Here is an 18,513-nt window from a genome sequence, read left to right on the forward strand (position 1 = left end):
ATTCTAATTCTCTAATAACCAGGGTTTAAAATTACCATCATGAAAAAGTTATTCCTGCTGGCTGTGCTGGCATTCCTCGCTGTGCAAACTACTTTCGCCCAAACATCCGGCGGCAGCGTGATCGATAAATTCTTTAATAAATATGCAGGCGACGAGAGCTTCACGCTGGTGAGCATTTCCCCAAAAATGTTCAGTATGTTCAGCAAATTTGATGCGAATGATCCCGACGCCAAGCAAATGCTGCAGGTGGCCCAGAAGCTGCGCTCCATGCGCATCCTGGCCAAGGAGGACGCCAAGAACGGCCTCGCCCTGTACAAAGAAGCCGCTGCATATCTCAATCCCTCTTACGAAGAGTTGATGACCGTGCGCAGCAAAGGCAACGATGTAAAATTCCTGACCAAGGAAAATGCAAAAGGCAATATCGAAGAGCTGATCATGCTGGTAGGAGGCACCGAAACCTTTGTAGCCATCAGCATCGTGGGGGATATAGACCTGAACGAGATCTCGAAGATGGCCCAGGGCATGAACATAGAAGGCATGGACGATCTGAAGAACGTAGCCAAGAAATCAGCACACTAATTTTTTATCCGGCTCCCGCATCCGCCACGGGAGCCTTTTTTTAATCCACCCCCACATGAGAAACAAACTTCTTATCCTTGGCGCTGCCACATTACTCAGCCTGGCCGCTACCATGCCTGCACAGGCCCAGAATAAAGCATTGCGCCAGTTTTGCCGGGAATACCGCGGACAGGCAGAGATCCACACCTTTGCCGTAGGCCGCCCGCTGCTGGCACTGGCCAGCTGGGTGATCCCCAACGAAGACGAAGATACCCGCGTGGTAAAACATCTCCTGCACCACCTGCGCCGCGTAAAGCTGTATGTAATGCAGGTAGACAGCGATGCCAAGATAGATAACAGCGCCATGGCCCGCCTGAAAGCCTCCCTGGAAAAAGCACATTTTGAAAGCCTGGCCGATGTAAAATCAAAAGACGCCGTAGTGCACGTGATGAGCGATGGCAAGCCCGAAGACCTGGGGAACGTAGTGCTGGCCGTGAAGAGTGAAACGGACGTGGTGTTTGTAAGCCTGCGCACAAACCTGAAGTTGCAGGAGGTGGCAGATGTGATCAATAAATACGCCCTGTCTGACCTGCATTTGCCCAACGGCCGGCAGGCCGGCACGAAAGATAATAACAGCAAGCCCGAAGCGCCCAAAGCCGTAACAGCGGTGGATAGCGTGGATACGGTGGCACTGCAGCAGTAATAACCTGGACATTCCTGAACGTATGTAGCAGCCCGGTCATCGCAAGGTGGCCGGGTATTTTTTTTTCCAGGAAATAAGGAAGAAGAAATTATTTGATGATGACTTCGCGCACGGCTACTTCACCGAGCATTTCATTCACGAGTTGTATGATCTTGTCTTTGGAATAATTCAGCTCCTGCTTCAGGGGGGCTACATTGGAAGTGATGATGAGTTTACCATCAATGAGCTGGATGTTTTGGGTGTAACGGGCAATGGTCTTACCCATGAGCTGTTCCCAGTTTTCCTGCACCCGCACCTCGGTAAGCCGCGGCTTCATGCGGCTTTTATTAATGTAATCTTTGAGGGCATCGCCTATACTGATGGAACCGTAACGCATAGAACAAATGTAAGGGATTTGAACCCGAAAAAAATTGATTTTTTGTTTGAAAAAAGGCGATTAGTTTTCGGGGAAATTTGTAACGCCTGCAAATGAAAGCCATTTACCTGTACCTGTTGTTTTTGTTGATGCCCCTAGCCGCACTGGCACAAGATAAACAAGCATCAAAGCCCGCGTCGTGTAAGTGCGATTCCAGCTACACGTTTGTGGAAAAGATGCCGGAATTCCCGGGAGGAGAGGTGGCGTTAAACAAATTATTGGGAGGAGATGTGCAAAGGATTTATGGCAGATGGCTGTACACCCTGAAAGATACTGCCATATTGTACACGAGGGTGGTGCTGGAACTGACGGTTTGCAAAGACGGATATGTAGGCCTTGTACATATAAGCCAGCCCAAAGAATTGCCGGGTTCCTACCGCAGGCAAATAGCAGCCTGCATACAACGGGTGCCCTGGAGGCCTGGCAGGCAAGGCGGCAATCCAGTATGTGTAAAATTGCTGATACCTTTACGTTATGAATTGCAGGACTAAGGCATGGCCGTTTTTCCAGTATTGTTATCTCCTGTCTTCATCTCAATCAACTGCAACAACTCCGGCCGCTCCCCAAACGCCGCCTTCAACCTTTCTGCGTGCGTATCCGTAATGAACACCTGTCCGTACGCATCCGCACTCACCAGCGCTATCAGCCGCGTCACCCTTTCCTGGTCCAGTTTTTCAAACACGTCGTCCAGCAGGAGCAGGGGCGGGTAATGTTTTTGCTGCTGCATCACCCCGTACTGCGCCAGTTTCAGTGCAAAGAGAAAACTCTTGCGCTGTCCCTGGGAAGCACTGCTTTTCATGGCATGATCATCCAGCAGGAACACCAGGTCATCCCGGTGAATACCGTCGCTGGTGCGTTGCAGCATTTTGTCTTTCGTGCGGTTGGCCGCCAGTACCTGGGCCAGGCTTTGGGTGTGCAGGCTGCACTGGTAGCGGATGTCCACCACTTCGTGCCGGCCGGCCAGGTAATCGTACCGGTCCTGCACCTGGGTGATGAAGGCCGGCAGGAACGCGTTGCGCGCAGCGTATACCGGCTCCCCGTGTTGCACCAGCTGCGCGTCAAAGATGTCCAGCAGGGCATCCTGGGAGTGGGTTTGCTGCGGCAGGGATTTGAGCAGGCTGTTGCGCTGCTGTAATACTTTCTGGTAGGCCATGAGGTGCTCCAGGTAGCCGGGTTGCAGTTGGGAGAGGAGGCCATCCAGCCATTTGCGCCTTTGCTCGCTGCCGCCCAGGATGATCGCTGCATCGTCCGGGGCGATCATCACGGCGGGCAGCTGGCCAATGTGGCGGGAAAAGCGGTCATAAGGATCGTCATTAAGGCTGATCTCCTTTTTCCCGTCCTTAAAGGTGCAGACCACCTTTTCTTCCTGGTTATTTTTCCGGAAATGCCCTTCCAGGCGGAAACCGTTGGTATGGTAGCGGGTATTCTGGCTTTCACTGTTGGTAAAGTAGCTCTTGGTGAAGCAGAGGTAATAAATGGCGTCCAGCAGGTTGGTCTTCCCTGATCCGTTGGGGCCGGTGATGCCCACCACGCGATGGGTGAAGCGGAACTGCTGCTGGGTGTAGTTTTTAAACTGTACCAGCGAAATGGACTGTAGCGAAAGCATGCAAGTGGGCCTTAAAACCGTTTTAGCACGGGGGACATCCCGGCGCGGGGCCGGCAAATATACGCCAAAACCCGCCATGGCAGGCCATGTTTGCCGGCCCCACCATAAAATTTAGTTTTTAGGATTTTCCTGTTATATTTGCGGACAAATTTAGAAAGAGTGCAAACTAAAACAGAAGGAAAGACGAAGTTCACCAAAGAAACATACCTCACCTGGTATGAGTCTATGTTGTTGCAGAGACGCTTTGAAGAAAAGGCCGGCCAGTTGTATGGAATGCAGAAGATCCGTGGTTTTTGCCATCTTTATATCGGCCAGGAAGCCATTTCAGCCGGTTGCGTATCCGCTACCAAACCTGGCGACAAATTCATCACCGCCTACCGTGACCACGCCCTGGCAATTGCCAAGGGAATGACCGCTAATGAGTGCATGGCCGAACTGTTCGGTAAAGCAACCGGTTGTTCTAAAGGTAAAGGAGGCAGTATGCACTTCTTCTCTAAGGAAAAAGGTTTCTTCGGCGGCCACGGTATCGTAGGTGCGCAGATCGGCACCGGTGCAGGTCTGGCATTTGCTGAAAAATACCTGGGCACAGATAACGTAGTACTGGCATTCTTTGGTGACGGCGCCGCCCGCCAGGGTATCCTGCACGAGACCTTCAACATGGCCATGCTGTGGAAACTGCCCGTGATCTTTATTTGCGAAAACAACCGCTACGCCATGGGTACCTCCGTAGAGCGTACTTCCAACGTACTGGACATCTATAAACTGGGTGCCGCTTACGAAATGCCTGCCGACGATATTGACGGCATGAGCCCCGAAGCCGTACACGAAGGCGTGTCTAAGGCTGTAGCCCGCGCCCGCGCCGGTGAAGGCCCCACCTTGCTGGAAATCAAGACCTACCGCTACAAAGGCCACTCCATGAGTGATCCCGCTAAATACCGTACCAAGGAAGAGGTAGAAGAATATAAGGAACAAGACCCGATCAACGTAACCCTGAAGACCATCCTCTCCAAGAAATGGGCTACAGAAGCGGAGATCGAAGCCATCAATGAGAAGGTGAAAAAAGAAGTGGAAGACTGCGTGAAATTCGCGGAAGAGTCTCCCTGGCCTTCTGATGACGAACTGCTGAAAGATGTGTACGTTCAGCAGGACTATCCCTTCATCGTGGACTAATCAAAAACTTTTAAAGGTTAATTGCCCATTCTGCGGATAAGCGGTTAACCTTTTTTATATTTGTACAGCGGTGCTGCTCACGGGCGTACCGTTTTTTAGCATTTAATAAACAACATTCACAACACACCCAATGGCAGAAGTTACAAATAAAGCCAATTCGTCCCACGACACCTCTAAACCTGTTAACAAAGAATTTGATCCGCAGGAGGCAATGGACCGCGCTTCTTTTTTCTACAAAAAGAACCAGAATGTGATCCTGGGTGGCCTCGCCGCTGTGGTGATCGTTGTGGGTGGTTATTTCGCCTATAAGAACTTTGTCTCTAAACCGAATGAAGCAAAAGCACAGGCAATGATCTTCCACGCACAGGAATACTTTGCCCGCGATTCCTTTAAACTGGCCCTGAACGGCGACGGTAACAACTACGGTTTCCTGCAGGTGATAGATAAGTACGGCAGCACACAGGCCGGTAACCTGGCCCGCTACGATGCCGGTGTTTCCTACATGCGCCTGGGCGATTACCAGAAAGCCATCGACATGCTGAATGGTTTCTCCGCCAGTGATGACGTGCTGCAACCCATGGCACTCGGTGTAACCGGTGATGCCTACATGGAGCTTAACAAAATAGACGAAGCAGTAACCGCCTACAAAAAGGCCGGCCACGCCAGTGATAACAACCTCACCTCCGCCATGTACCTGTTCCGCGCAGGCCTGGCCCTGGAAAAAGCAGGTAAGAACCAGGAAGCGATCGACGTTTACAAAGAGATCCGCTCTAAATACCCGAACACCCTCGAAGGCCGTGACATGGACAAGTACCTGGCACGCCTGGGTGAAGTGAAGGAATAGTAATTTCCAATACCAGGGAAACCGCAGGTTTCAACTTTAAATTTCCCTGGGGCCCAATATCAATTTCCAAAAGACATACCACACCACATGGGATGTTTTTTGGAAATTGTTGTTTTAAGGAAATGCTGGCCCCGCGCGGGTTTAAAAGCAATAGGGAAATGAGAATTTACCAATAGCATAAGCCCCCGTTTCACCGTAAACTTGCCGTTGAAGCGGTGGCCCCCGGGATTTGATAGTGGGGCTTCCGGGAGAATGGAAATTGTTTGCCGGAAATTATTTCCCCTGGTATGGGAAATTGTTCTTTGGAAATTATTGTTTCCCGAACGGTTAGTTGGAATTTCATTTAAATTTGGTCATCAAATCATAATATCAAGAAACCAATGTCTACAAATAATCAGAGCCTTTTGGATAATGCTGGCATTCTCAACCTCGAGGATGCCAGCATTGTTATGGTATCAACTGAGTGGAACCATGCCGTGACCAATGAACTGGTAGCAGGATGCGAAAGGACGCTAAAGGAAAATAAAGTCACTAAATTGTGCAAGGTGGTAGTACCAGGGGCCTTTGAACTGCCCTTTGCCGTGAAGCAGTACTGGGAATCCACCAAGGGCACCGGCAAGCAACCCAGTGCCATCATCGCCTTTGGTTGCGTGATCCGGGGAGGCACGCCCCACTTTGAATACGTGTGCCAGGCAGTAACGGAAGGTATCCTGCAATTGAACTTGCAACTGCCCATTCCGGTGATCTTTGGCGTACTCACGGTAGACAACCAGGAGCAGGCGGATGAACGCATTGGCGGTATCCACGGGCACAAAGGCGAAGAAGCGGCCCTCACCGCCCTGAAAATGGTGTCGTTTTTGCGCAACCTCTCCAAGAAAGGATGATCGTTACCGGGGAATCATCAGCGGTTAATGACCCGCTGTACCGTTAACAACTATCCGATCCACTTTTCGCAGCAGGCGGTTAACGGTTATACGATTAGCCATACAACGGTTACACGCTTATACAATTAACGATTAACAATTAACGCTTAACAATGAACGTCCAGCTTTTTATTCCATGCTTCGTAGACCAGCTGTTCCCTGAAACGGCATTCAATATGGTAAAAGTACTGGAGAAGCTGGGGTGCACCGTCTCTTACAATACAGACCAGACCTGTTGCGGCCAGCCGGCCTTCAACGCAGGCTACTGGGATGAATGCCGCACCGTGGCCACCAAGTTTGTGAAAGACTTTACCCCTTACGATTATATCGTGGCGCCCAGCGGTTCCTGCACGGGCTTTGTCCGCAATTACTACGGCAAACTGTTCGACAACTCCGCCGCTCACAATGAAGTAAAACAACTGAAGCGGAACCTCTACGAGTTCACCGAATTCCTGACCGAGGTGCTGAACGTGACAGACCTGGGGGCTACGCTTAACGGGGTAGGCACCTACCACGATGCCTGCGGTGCACTGCGCGAATGCGGCATCAAGGAAGGCCCGCGCAAGCTGCTGGAAAAAGTGAAAGGGCTGGAGCTACGTGAAATGACGGATTGTGAAACCTGCTGCGGCTTTGGCGGCACCTTTGCCGTGAAGTTCGAGCCTATTTCCATCGGTATGGGGGAGCAAAAAGTACACAACGCGGTGAATAGCGGTGCAGACTACCTCATCTCCACAGACCTGTCCTGCCTTATGCACCTGGATGGCTACATCCGCAAGCACGGCACCAACATTAAGATCATGCACATTGCCGACGTACTGGCAAGTGGATGGTGATCATAAAAAAAGAAGACATCATGAACCACTGGCTCGTAAAATCCGAACCATTCAAATATCCCTGGGAGCAGTTTGTAAAAGACAAGAAAACCTTCTGGGACGGCGTACGTAACTACGAAGCGCGCAACAACCTCCGCGCCATGAAAAAAGGCGACCTGCTTTTCTGGTACCACAGCAATGAGGGCAAAGAAATAGTAGGCATTGCCGAAGTAGTGAAAGAAGCCTACCAGGACCCCACCACGCCAGATCCCAACTGGGTGGTAGTAGACCTGAAGCCCGTAAAGCCTTTCAAAAAATTTGTAACCCTGGCCCAGATCAAAGCAGAGAAACGCCTGGAAAACATGGCCCTCGTGCGTCGTGGCCGTATCTCCGTAGTACCCGTTACACCAGAAGAATGGAATGTGGTGATGGAGATGGGAGATATGAAATAGTACAAACCATGAAACCGAAACTTGTAGTCCTTACCGGGGCTGGCATCAGCCAGGAGAGCGGCCTGCGCACCTTTCGTGATAGCGACGGGCTGTGGGAGGGATATGATGTGTACGAGGTGGCGTCGCCCGGGGGATGGGAAAAGAACCCCCAGCTGGTGCTGGACTTTTACAATATGCGCCGGCACGATGTGCTGAAAGCCGCGCCCAATGCGGCCCACACGGGACTGGCGAAGCTGGAGGACAAATACGATGTGCACATCATTACCCAGAACATAGACGACCTGCACGAGCGGGGCGGCTCTACTAAAGTGCTGCACCTGCACGGGGAGATCACCAAGGCCCGCAGCGTGCTGGATGAATACCGCGCCTATCCCTACACGGCAGACCTCAAAATAGGCGACCTGGCAGCGGATGGCGGCCAGTTACGCCCTTTCATTGTATGGTTTGGAGAAGCAGTGCCCATGATAGAAAATGCCGCGGCCATTGCGGCAGCGGCAGATATCTTCGTGATCATCGGCACCTCCCTGAACGTGTACCCGGCTGCAGGGCTTATTGACGTAACGAAACGCAACATCCCCAAATATCTCATTGATAAAAGCATCCCGGCAGTCAGCGGCAGCCATCGCATCAAAACGATAGCAATGCCTGCTACATTAGGTGTGGCGCAGCTGTTAGCGGAATTGCTGTAGGTTTGAACTTTTCACGCAGCCTGTAAATTGAAGCCCGGAACTACCTTCATTCAAAGCTCTCCACGAACTTAATATCAAACTCCTCCAGTTCCTTTAATACCGGGTTGTAGATCTCCGGCAGGATGGGGATATGCAGGCCGGTAAGCGCTATTTTATCACTCAGTACCAGCTTGGCCATGATGCCCAGCGGCAGCCCCACGGTCTTGGCCATGGCGGTATGTACAGCGTCCTCACCCTGCACGATGAGGTAACTGTTGATACGCGTGGGCAGGTTGCGCCGTTCAAACTCAATTTCATGCTGCATCACGATGAGGTCTTTATCGTGATCTTCCATTTTCAGTTTATTTTCCAGCACGTGTTGCAGCACGTCGGCGTTGGAGCGTTCGCCCAGGGCAATCTGGTCACCGTTGAGAATGCCCAGGAACTTGAGCTGGCGGATCACTTTCGACTTGGCGCTCACGCCCAGGTACTGGGCCACTATTTCTTCGTGCGAAAGATGGGCGGGATGCGCATCGATCTGCTGGGAGGCCCACTGGAAGTAGGGGAGATGGTCGGTACTGAGTTTAACGCCATCACGGGTAAGGCCCAGCTTTATGAGGGCATTCCAGCCTTCACAGAAATCGGGGAAGCGCAGGGTGGCGCGCATGAAGGTGTTGATGTTTTCCAGGTGATAGGCTTCCATATAGCCCAGGGAATCACGGTTGGGATAATAGGCCAGCTTGCCGATGCTGGGCACCTGCACGGTTTTATTGTGGTCAAATAACTGCTCGTATTGTACTTCGCGGATGCGGCCTTTCTCTTTGTATACCGCACCGCTGCTGCCCGCCATTACAATGTTGCGCGGGTTCCAGGAGATCTTGTAGCTCCACGGATTATCATTGCTTTCCGGTGAGATGAGGCCGCCGCAATAGGATTTGAAAGAAGAGATCTGCCCGCCTTTTTTCTCAATGCTGTGAATGAGTTTCATGGCAGACATATGATCCAGCCCCGGGTCCAGGCCCATTTCATACAGGAAAAGCACGCCGGCGGCGGCTATCTCGGGTTCCAGTTTTTTTACTTCAGCATCGAGATAGGAGGCGGTCAGCAAATGTTTTTTGAATTGGATGCAATCGCGCGCCACCAGGATATGGAGGGCCGGTGGCAGCAGGGAGATCACCAGGTCTGCTTCCCGGATGAGTTTTTGCCGGCTGCCGGCGTCTTTTACATCAATGGCTACCGGAGTAGCATAGTAAGATTTGCCCGTTTTGGATTTCACCAGTTGTAGATCATGATCGGCCACGGTTACGTGCCATTTCTGTCGGGCTGCGTTGTGGAGCAGGTAGTCGATCAGGATGGTAGCTGATTTTCCGGCGCCAAACAATGTAATGTTCTTCATAGTAATTTGTACGGTCGTTAAAAAAGTGGCGGGGCAAATTGCACGCAAGCACTTGGTTTATGTTCGGAAATGAAAGCAGAATTGGTTTGGGATGCTTTACATATTTTAATTATCCCCTTAAAACGTATTGACATCCAGTAAGCTATAAGTCGTCTGGTGGTTAGTGATAGGCGGCGAAACATTGAGTCTATTCCGCATATAATAATTCTCCTTTAACTGACAGCAAAAATAAGTGGTCATTGGTTAATGCGGCGTTAATACAAAACTAAATTTTACCTCGTTTACAATTAGTTATGAGGGAAAATACTCATGTGTGAGGGAGGACAGAACCTGGAATTGAGGTAGTAAGTTACCGTGGGTTTGGAAATGGTTAACCGGAAATTGCCCTGCCGGTGCGTTATTCTTTTTTAAGTTTTTTTTAACAATTCCCCCTGAACCGTTGAAATTATCTCCAAGATAAATTGGGTCGGTTTAACGCATTGAAAACGAGCCCGCTAGGGTCACAAAAAATGGCCGCTGCTAATCACCGGTCCGTTTTAGCACAAATTCAGGGCAAAATTGCCGTTTTCCTTTGCCCACAGCTTATCCACAAGCGCGGAAATGTGACACAAACGGGTTATATTTGCGCTTCGTTGATCATTACAGAATAACCTGTAAACCAATAACTAATGATAGAAAACCAGGATAATCTAGAAAATCCCGAGAACCTGGACGGTGGCGATGAAAGTCGTATCGTCAGGATCAACATTGAAGAGCAAATGAAAACGGCTTACATCGACTATTCCATGTCGGTGATCGTGGGCCGTGCCTTGCCCGATGTGCGGGACGGTTTGAAGCCGGTGCACCGCCGCGTTTTGTTTGGGATGAAAGAATTGGGCAACACCAGCAACAAACCCTATAAAAAATCCGCCCGTATCGTAGGGGAGGTGATGGGTAAATATCACCCCCACGGCGATGCTTCCATTTATGACACCATTGTACGCCTGGCCCAGCCCTGGTCCATGCGTTACCCGATGGTAGACGGTCAGGGTAACTTTGGTTCCGTGGATGGCGATATGCCCGCGGCCATGCGTTACACCGAGATCCGCCTCCAGAAGATCGCGGAAGCCCTCCTGGAAGACCTGGATAAAGAAACGGTAGATTTTACCCTCAACTTTGATGATACCCTCGAAGAGCCTACCGTGTTGCCCACCCGCATTCCCAACCTGCTGGTGAATGGTGCGGCCGGTATTGCCGTAGGCATGGCTACCAATATCATGCCCCACAACCTTTCCGAAGTGGTGGACGCCTGCGTGGCCTTCATCGATAACCGGGACATCACCATCGAAGAGATCACCAAACACCTGAAAGCACCCGACTTCCCCACCGGCGGTATCATTTACGGCTACGAGGGCGTGAAGCAGGGCTTTGAAACCGGCCGTGGCCGCGTGGTGGTGAGAGGCCGCATCAACGTGGAAACCTCCAAGGCCGGCCGCGAAAGACTGGTGATCTATGAACTGCCCTACCAGATCAACAAAGCCATCCTGCACCAGAAAATTGCACAGCTGGTAAACGATAAGATCATTGAAGGCATCTCCGATGTACGCGATGAATCTGACCGCGAAGGTATGCGCCTGGTGATAGACCTGAAGCGCGAAGCGATTGCCAACGTGGTGATCAACCAGCTCTTCAAGTATTCAGAACTGCAAACTTCTTACGGCATCAATAATGTGGCCCTGGTAAAAGGCCGCCCGCGTATCCTCAACATCAAGGAAATGCTGAGCGAGTTCGTGGAATTCCGCCATGAAGTAGTGGTACGCCGTACCAGCTATGAATTGCGCGAAGCGGAAAAACGCGCCCACATCCTGGCCGGCTATCTCATTGCCCTGGACCACCTGGACGAAGTGATCGCCCTGATCCGCAGCTCTAAAACCCCGGATGAAGCGAAAGATGGCTTGATCAGCAACTTCCAGCTGTCCGATATCCAGGCCAAAGCTATCCTAGAACTGCGCCTGCAGCGCCTCACCGGCATGGAACGCGACAAGATCCGCGAGGAGTACGAAGAAGTGATGAAACTCATTGCCCACCTGAAAGATATCCTGGCAAATGAAGGCCTGCGCTTCCAGATCATCAAGGACGAACTGGAAGACGTGAAGAAACGTTTTGGAGACGAACGCAAGACCGAGATCCAGTACCTGGCCAGCGAAATGCGCATTGAAGATATCATTGCCGAAGAAGATGTGGTGATCACCATTTCCCACCTCGGTTATATCAAGCGCACGTCCGCTTACGACTTCCGCCAGCAGAAACGCGGCGGCCGTGGCGCCATGGGCGGCAAGACCCGCGATGAGGACTATATTGAGCACCTCTTCGTGGCCTCTACCCACCACACCATGCTGTTCTTCACCGAAAAGGGCCGTTGCTACTGGCTGAAAGTGTACGAGATCCCCGAGGGCGAAAAACAAGGCAAGGGCCGCGCCATCCAGAACCTCATCAACCTGCCGGGCGATGATAAGATCCGCGCCATCATTGACATTAAAGACCTGGGAGACCAGGACTTCATCAATAACCACTTTATCCTGCTCTGTACCAAGAACGGGATCATTAAGAAAACCTTGCTGGAAGAGTTTTCCCGCCCGCGCCAGAACGGCGTGAACGCTATCACCATCAACGATGGGGACCAGCTGCTGGACGTGAAGCTGACCAACGGGAAGAGTGAAGTGATGATGGCCCTCCGCAGTGGCCGTGCCATCCGCTTCCCCGAAGATACCGTGCGCGACACCGGCCGTGGCGCCATTGGCGTACGCGGTATTGAAGTGGACAATGAAAATGACGAGGTAGTTGGTATGATTTCTGCGAACAAGGACGACGACGCGCACACCGTTCTGGTGGTGTCTGAGAAAGGGTTCGGCAAGCGTACCAGCATCGAGGAATACCGCATCACCAACCGGGGTGGAAAAGGAGTGAAAACCATCAGCATCACGGAAAAAACCGGGCGCCTCATTGCCATCCTGAACGTAACCGAGAAGGATGACCTGATGATCACCTGCAAATCCGGCATCACCATCCGCATGTCCGTAAGGGATGTGCGCGAAGCCGGCAGGGCCACGCAGGGCGTACGCCTGATCCGCCTGGATGAAAGCGACGAAATTGCCGCTATTGCCCGCCTGGATGAACAGGAAGAACAGACAGACGCAGTAGAAGAAGGACTGGTACTGGATGCCGCCATCATAGACCCGGCTGCGCTTACAGACGAAGATATGACAGGTGAAACGCCTGCAGATGAGGAAGCAGGTGACGCCGAAGATAACGATGCGCCAACAGAAGAGTAAACTAACAACAGTTAAATAATAGTGCCGGCATTCCACACGGATGCCGGCACTTATCGCGAAGCTGATAAACGGCTGAATGTAGCAACGCCTGTAGTTTGTGTGCGCCCAGGCCAATGCCAGCAAGCTTTTCGACCATTCAATGAAGCACTGTACAGACCCCGGTCTGGTACAGTTAGCCCATACTTTTACTGAAACCTTTTAAAATTTTAACTGCGCGCCTAGCCCGCACCTTAAATTAAGAGCACATGAAAAAACTAATGGTATCTCTTCTCTTTTGCTCGGCCACGATGGCTGCCATGGCACAGAGAGCAAAAGTGAACAGTGCAGAAGATTACCTGAAAAGCAACGAACCGGAGAAAGCACAGGCAGACATCAACGCTGCCCTGCAGAATGACAAGACGAAGAACGATGCGAAGACCTGGTACGTAAAAGGAAAGGTAGATGAAGCACTGTCCGTTAAAAGCAAAAGCGTTCCCCTGGCGGATTCTGCTTACGAAGCTTACAAAAAAGCACTGGACATCAACCCCAAGCTGCCAGACGCTGTACTGGAAATGCACCAGCGTATGTATAACCTCTATGCCATCATTGGCAACGCAGGTTATGAAGCCCTGAACAACCAGCACTGGGATAGCGCCGCCACTTACTTTGACCGCGCGCAGGACCTGGCCGCTTACTATAACAGTAAGAACATGGCCGGCACCATTGCCACGGATACCAACATGATCTTCTACTCCGGCTATGCCCTGCAACAGGCCGGCCAGAAAGATTCCGCGCTGGTACGCCTGCAGAAAGCCGCTGACCTGCAGTTCAACAAGGAAGCTGCCCTGTACGTGGTACTGGGCCAGGACTACGAAGAAAAAGGCGACAACGAAAAATGGCTGAAAGCGATCGAAGACGGCAAGAAGCTGTTCCCGAAAGACAAGCGCTTCAACGATATGGAAATGGTGTACTACGCCAAGACCGGTAAAACTTCCGAGCTGACCTCCATGCTGGATAAAAAGCTGGCAGAAAACCCGAACGATTTTGCCACCGTACTGGATTACGCCATCCGCATGGATAACATGGCTAACCCCCACAACGAAAAAGGCGAAGACGCTCCCAAACCCGCTAACTACGATGAACTGATGACCAAAGCAGAAAATGGTTATAAGAAAGCCGTAGAACTGAATGGCAGCGATGCAGTAGCCAACTTCCAGCTGGGCGCCCTGTACTTCAACCGCGCCGTAGGTTTCAACAAGGAACTGAACGCCATGGACAGTAAAGGCCAGGGTTCTCCCAAAGGCAAGGAACTGCAAACCAAAGTAGAAGGCCTTATGAACCAGGCACTGCCCTTCTTTGAGAAAGCAGAAGAAGGTTTTGCCGCTAAAGGCACCAGCATTGAGCCCAGCGACAAACAGACCTACCAGAGCTGCCTGTACGCCCTGCAAAAGATCTATGCGATCAAGAACCAGAACGACAAGGTTGACGCCGTGAAGAAGAAACTCGAAGCACTGTAAGTCAATTCCAGGAACAGATAAGATCCGGCACCGGATCCTGTCGAAATATTTTTGTAAAAAGCGCTTGCCGGACGGCAGGCGCTTTTTGCGTTAAAACATATGATAATTTCATTATATTTACAGCAACTATCCATTCCTATGAAAGCCATTCCCTCATCCCGGCGCCTGCGCGCTGTGCTTGTGTTCTTTTGCGGCGCATTGCTCTCCACCCTTTCCCTCCACGCGCAAACCACCGATGCCCACGTAACCTTCAGCGCACCCATTGAAGAACCGGCGTCCGGCTGGTGCAAGCTGCTGCTGCTTAAGAACGGCAACACCTGCTTCCTCCGCTTTACCCGCCGCGATGGCATCCTGGTGGGCATGTACGACACTGCGCATGCCCTGCTGCAAACAGATACCATCACCAGCAACCTCTGGGAGGTGAAGTCCATGGCAGACGCAGAACTGGACGGCGTTTACGAGATCAATGGAGATGTAGTGATCTTTATACAACAACTTATCAAATACAGGCCCACCCTTATCCGTATGGTGCTGGACGGCCAGAACGGCCACCTGGTACGGGAAGACAAACTGGGTGAGCTGGCTTCCATCCAGAAACGCCAGGTATATGCACTGAACAACGCAGCCTCGCATGATTGCTATGTTGAAAAAGACCCACGCTCCGGTTACTACGCTGTGGCCTTTTTCAACGGTACAGAACTGGCGCACGATAGTACGGATGCCACTCATGTGCAGGTGGTGCATTATGCACCGGACCATCACGAGATACACCGCGCCAGCTACTACACGCCAGACAGCAGCTATGATTACTACAGTTACCTCCACATGCAGGTACAGGGTGGGGAAGCGGTATACCTGGCCAGCATGGCCTTCAACACGCATACCAGCAAGCGGGAAGAGGATTCCCGCCTGATGATAGCCCGCCTGGGCGCTACAGACACGGCTTTTCGCTTCCAGGCGGCAGACCGCCAGCACAATGCAGGTTACGCCAGCGGCATGCTGCAATGCCTGCCCGGCCAGCCGGTACGCCTGCTGGTGACCATGATGCCGGCAGAAATGAGCCGGAAAAAAGTACAGGGCAACCTGCCCGTGTACTACCTGCGTTTTGACGCACAAACCCTGAAGCCCCTGGACCAGGAAACCCTGCCCATGGCCGCCGCAACCTTGTATGCGAAGGCACACCTGCAGTACCAGGATGACTACAGCGGGATGCTGCAACAGTGGCTGCCCCTGGCAGACGGATCGTCCCTGCTGCTGCAGGAATCCGTGCGCCAGTTCATCCAGGGAGGCTCCACATTTAATAAAACCATTACGGGGTTGGGAGATGTAGGCATTACCCACCTGGATGCCAGCGGCAAAGAGCAGCAGGCCGTGGTGATGAACAAGATCCAGTCGGCCGCGGGCACGTATGAGCCTTTCTACCAATACCGCCGCAATAAAACGGAATGGTCTTTCCGCAACCGCACTACCGGCCCCACGGTAAATGGATTCCTGAGTTATGCCTTTGTACAGAATGCCAAAGGGGACTATTTCCTGTACAACCAACTGGTGTCTACCACACCGGGCGATTACACCGTAGCCACCCGTCCGCTGAGAACTATAACAGAAGCGGGTTTGGTGTGCTATCACTATGTGGACGGGCAAATGCTGCAGCTGAAATTATTCCCGCCCCAGACCTCGCTCACGGAGGCGCCTAAATACTATGCCTGCATGCTGGATGCCTCCGCAGACGATGCCGCCCGCAACCGCTATGCCACCATAATGATAGCGCATAATGATACAGAGCGCAAGGCTTACCTGGCCTGGATCTCCTTTTAGATACCGCCCTGTTATTAAAAAAGGTATGGAATACACACTTCCTGGAAAATAGAAGTAGGGGTATTCAATACCTTTTTTTATTTTTCAGGAATAGTGCACTTTAAATTACACGTATGAAAACACTCCTCGCTATCCTGGTCCTTACTTTCCTGTTGCCCCTGGCCCTGAAAGCGGGCCCGGGCCCCAGCTACTGGAATGAGATCCAGGCTTTCAAAAGGGCCGACAGTATTGCATTCCCGGCTGCCAATGGTATTCTGTTCATCGGCAGTTCTTCCTTTACCAAGTGGACGGATGTGAAAGAATATTTCCCGGGATACCCGATCATTAACCGCGGTTTTGGAGGCTCCACCCTGGAAGACGTGATCCGTTATGTGTATGACATTGTGCTGCCTTACAAACCCAAGCAGGTGGTGGTGTATTGTGGTGATAACGACCTGGCGCATGATGTGCCGGCGGATGAAGTGGTGCTGCGTTTCAAGACCCTGTTTGCCATGATCCGTACCAACCTGCCCCATGCACGGATAGACTTTGTATCCATCAAAAAGAGCCCCAGCAGGGCCAAGTTTTATGCAGCCGTTGATCGGGTGAACCACACCCTAGCACAGTTCCTGAAAAAGCAGCCGAATGCGGATTATATTGACGTGACCACCGGCATGCTGGACGCCAGCGGACAGCCGCGGGAAGAGCTTTTCCTGCCGGACCGCCTGCATATGAAACCGGCCGGTTATGCGATCTGGAAAACTGCCATGCTCCCTTATCTGCTGAAATAATGAAAATATTCAGGATCCTTTACGTACAGGTACTGGCCGGCATATTGCTGGGTATCCTCTGTGGCTGGCTGTGGCCGGGCTTTGCACCGGTGGCGAAGGTGATCAATGAAACGTTCATCAACATGATCCGCATGGTGATAGCGCCCTTCATTTTCCTTACCATCGTATCGGGCGTGGCCGGTGCCGGCAATATGCGCCAGGTAGGCCGTGTAGGCGGCAAGGCATTGCTGTATTTTGAAGTAGTGACCACCTTTGCACTCATAGTGGGCGTGGTGGTGGCCAATGTGATCAAGCCCGGCGCCGGCGTGGAGTTCAAGGCAATAGATGCCGCCAAGGTGGCGGCGTACGCGGAGAAAGGCAAAGAAATGAACTGGGGTGAATTTTTCTCTCATATTGTGCCGGCAAACGTGGTAGATGCCTTTGCCAAAGGCGATATCCTGCAGGTACTGTTCTTCAGCATCCTTTTTGCCTTTGGGCTGCGCATGCTGGGCGATGCGGGTAACGGGTTGCTGGTCACCTTTAACCGGCTGAACAAAGTCCTGTTCAACGTGCTCAAGATCGTGATGAAAGTGAGCCCCATCGGCGCTTTCGGCGGGATGGCGTTCACCATTGGGATGTTTGGCTTTAAGACGCTGGCGGTGCTGGGCAAACTGTTGCTTACCTTCTATGTAACAGGCTTCCTGTTCATTTTCGTAGTGCTGTGGGCCATTTGCCGCAGCCAGGGCATCAGCCTCTGGAAATTACTGGGCTATATCAAAGCGGAGATCCTCATTGTAATAGGGGCCAGCAGCAGCGAATCCGTATTGCCTACCATCATGCAAAAGCTTACATACGCAGGCTGCGATAAAGAGGTGGTAGGCCTGGTGGTGCCCGCGGGCTACAGCTTTAACCTGGATGGCACTACCATTTACCTGAGCCTTAGCATCATCTTCCTGGCACAGGTCTTCCACGTAAACCTTTCCCTGGGCCAGGAACTTACGGTGATCGGTATCCTGATGCTTACCAGCAAGGGGGCGGCGGGCGTATCCGGCAGTGGTTTTATTGTGCTGGCCTCCACGCTTACCGCCCTGAAAGTGATACCGGTAGAGGGTTTGGGCATGCTCTTCGGGGTAGACCGGTTTATGAGTGAAGGCCGCGCCGTGATCAATGTGATTGGCAATACGGTGGCCGCTGTGGTGATCTCCAAAAATGAAAAAGCCCTTGATGAAAAACGTTTTCATGAAGTGGTGCATCTTAAACAACCTACCCAAACAAGCGATATATGAAACCCAATGTGATCATCAGTTATTGTCCCAAATGCGGGTGGCTGCTGCGTTCCGCCTGGATGGCACAGGAGCTGCTCACCACTTTTACGGATGACCTGCAAGGTGTATCCCTGCAACCCGCAGCGATCAACGGCACTTTTAAGGTCTGGGTAAATGATACGCTCCTTTGGGACCGCAAGCGGGAACAGGACTTCCCCGACATCAAAGTATTGAAACAACTGGTGCGCGACATTGCCGCGCCGGGGAAACCGTTGGGACATAGTGACAAGCCGGCAGAGTAGGGGGCTTCCGGGTATTAGACACGCG

The 18,513-nt window shown here is 51.9% G+C and carries 18 protein-coding genes; 15 read left to right on the forward strand and 3 right to left on the reverse strand.

Features of this window, described 5'->3' with window-relative positions:
* The first annotated feature begins 39 nt into the window (after positions 1-39).
* Positions 40-579, forward strand: a complete 540-nt coding sequence (locus DCC81_RS22255; protein ID WP_108688871.1) for a DUF4252 domain-containing protein — start codon at positions 40-42, stop codon at positions 577-579.
* Positions 580-634: 55 nt separating this feature from the next.
* Positions 635-1,261, forward strand: a complete 627-nt coding sequence (locus DCC81_RS22260) for a DUF4252 domain-containing protein (RefSeq protein WP_108688872.1) — start codon at positions 635-637, stop codon at positions 1,259-1,261.
* Between the two features lie 88 nt (positions 1,262-1,349).
* Here DCC81_RS22260 and DCC81_RS22265 read toward each other — a convergent pair whose 3' ends face one another.
* Positions 1,350-1,637, reverse strand: coding sequence for a DUF721 domain-containing protein (locus tag DCC81_RS22265; RefSeq protein ID WP_108688873.1), 288 nt, complete (start codon positions 1,635-1,637; stop codon positions 1,350-1,352).
* A gap of 92 nt (positions 1,638-1,729) precedes the next feature.
* Here DCC81_RS22265 and DCC81_RS22270 point away from each other — a divergent pair, with 92 nt between their 5' ends.
* Positions 1,730-2,167 (forward strand): energy transducer TonB, encoded by a 438-nt coding sequence (locus DCC81_RS22270; protein WP_108688874.1) that lies wholly within the window; start codon positions 1,730-1,732, stop codon positions 2,165-2,167.
* Here DCC81_RS22270 and recF read toward each other — a convergent pair.
* Complete coding sequence (gene recF / locus DCC81_RS22275; protein ID WP_108689289.1) at positions 2,164-3,282, reverse strand: DNA replication/repair protein RecF; 1,119 nt, start codon at positions 3,280-3,282, stop codon at positions 2,164-2,166. The two genes, DCC81_RS22270 and recF, sit on opposite strands and share 4 nt — an antisense overlap.
* A 159-nt stretch (positions 3,283-3,441) precedes the next feature.
* Between recF and pdhA the strand changes: the two genes are divergently transcribed.
* From pdhA to DCC81_RS22305, 6 genes are all read left to right on the forward strand, one after another.
* Positions 3,442-4,452, forward strand: a complete 1,011-nt coding sequence (gene pdhA / locus DCC81_RS22280; protein ID WP_108688875.1) for a pyruvate dehydrogenase (acetyl-transferring) E1 component subunit alpha — start codon at positions 3,442-3,444, stop codon at positions 4,450-4,452.
* 130 nt (positions 4,453-4,582) lie between these two features.
* Positions 4,583-5,296 (forward strand): tetratricopeptide repeat protein, encoded by a 714-nt coding sequence (locus DCC81_RS22285; RefSeq protein WP_108688876.1) that lies wholly within the window; start codon positions 4,583-4,585, stop codon positions 5,294-5,296.
* Between the two features lie 380 nt (positions 5,297-5,676).
* A complete protein-coding gene (gene ribH / locus DCC81_RS22290; protein ID WP_108688877.1) occupies positions 5,677-6,180 on the forward strand; it encodes a 6,7-dimethyl-8-ribityllumazine synthase in 504 nt (167 codons plus the stop codon).
* Positions 6,181-6,332: 152 nt separating this feature from the next.
* Positions 6,333-7,052 (forward strand): (Fe-S)-binding protein, encoded by a 720-nt coding sequence (locus DCC81_RS22295; protein ID WP_108688878.1) that lies wholly within the window; start codon positions 6,333-6,335, stop codon positions 7,050-7,052.
* A gap of 20 nt (positions 7,053-7,072) precedes the next feature.
* Positions 7,073-7,483 carry an EVE domain-containing protein gene (locus tag DCC81_RS22300; RefSeq protein ID WP_108689290.1) on the forward strand — a complete coding sequence of 137 codons (411 nt, stop codon included), beginning with the start codon at positions 7,073-7,075 and terminating at the stop codon, positions 7,481-7,483.
* 8 nt (positions 7,484-7,491) lie between these two features.
* Positions 7,492-8,172 carry a Sir2 family NAD-dependent protein deacetylase gene (locus DCC81_RS22305; protein WP_108688879.1) on the forward strand — a complete coding sequence of 227 codons (681 nt, stop codon included), beginning with the start codon at positions 7,492-7,494 and terminating at the stop codon, positions 8,170-8,172.
* Between the two features lie 46 nt (positions 8,173-8,218).
* Here DCC81_RS22305 and DCC81_RS22310 read toward each other — a convergent pair whose 3' ends face one another.
* Positions 8,219-9,547: a saccharopine dehydrogenase C-terminal domain-containing protein gene (locus tag DCC81_RS22310; RefSeq protein ID WP_108688880.1), complete on the reverse strand. Its 1,329-nt coding sequence runs from the start codon at positions 9,545-9,547 to the stop codon at positions 8,219-8,221.
* A 668-nt stretch (positions 9,548-10,215) separates the two neighbouring features.
* Between DCC81_RS22310 and gyrA the strand changes: the two genes are divergently transcribed.
* The 6 genes from gyrA to DCC81_RS22340 all read left to right on the forward strand — a co-directional run bounded on the left by gyrA (position 10,216) and on the right by DCC81_RS22340 (position 18,488).
* Positions 10,216-12,858 carry a DNA gyrase subunit A gene (gene gyrA, locus DCC81_RS22315; protein WP_108688881.1) on the forward strand — a complete coding sequence of 881 codons (2,643 nt, stop codon included), beginning with the start codon at positions 10,216-10,218 and terminating at the stop codon, positions 12,856-12,858.
* Between the two features lie 245 nt (positions 12,859-13,103).
* On the forward strand, positions 13,104-14,354 hold the full coding sequence (locus DCC81_RS22320) for a tetratricopeptide repeat protein (RefSeq protein WP_133177769.1): 1,251 nt from the start codon (positions 13,104-13,106) through the stop codon (positions 14,352-14,354).
* Positions 14,355-14,492: 138 nt separating this feature from the next.
* On the forward strand, positions 14,493-16,172 hold the full coding sequence (locus DCC81_RS22325; RefSeq protein WP_108688883.1) for a hypothetical protein: 1,680 nt from the start codon (positions 14,493-14,495) through the stop codon (positions 16,170-16,172).
* A gap of 113 nt (positions 16,173-16,285) precedes the next feature.
* A complete protein-coding gene (locus tag DCC81_RS22330) occupies positions 16,286-16,942 on the forward strand; it encodes a GDSL-type esterase/lipase family protein (RefSeq protein WP_108688884.1) in 657 nt (218 codons plus the stop codon).
* On the forward strand, positions 16,942-18,207 hold the full coding sequence (gene dctA / locus DCC81_RS22335; RefSeq protein WP_108688885.1) for a C4-dicarboxylate transporter DctA: 1,266 nt from the start codon (positions 16,942-16,944) through the stop codon (positions 18,205-18,207). The genes DCC81_RS22330 and dctA overlap by 1 nt, the downstream gene beginning before the upstream one ends.
* Complete coding sequence (locus tag DCC81_RS22340) at positions 18,204-18,488, forward strand: SelT/SelW/SelH family protein (RefSeq protein ID WP_108688886.1); 285 nt, start codon at positions 18,204-18,206, stop codon at positions 18,486-18,488. Before dctA ends, DCC81_RS22340 begins: the two co-directional genes overlap by 4 nt.
* The last annotated feature ends 25 nt before the right edge of the window (positions 18,489-18,513 follow it).

Source organism: Chitinophaga parva, assembly GCF_003071345.1.
GTDB classification, from domain to species: domain Bacteria; phylum Bacteroidota; class Bacteroidia; order Chitinophagales; family Chitinophagaceae; genus Chitinophaga; species Chitinophaga parva.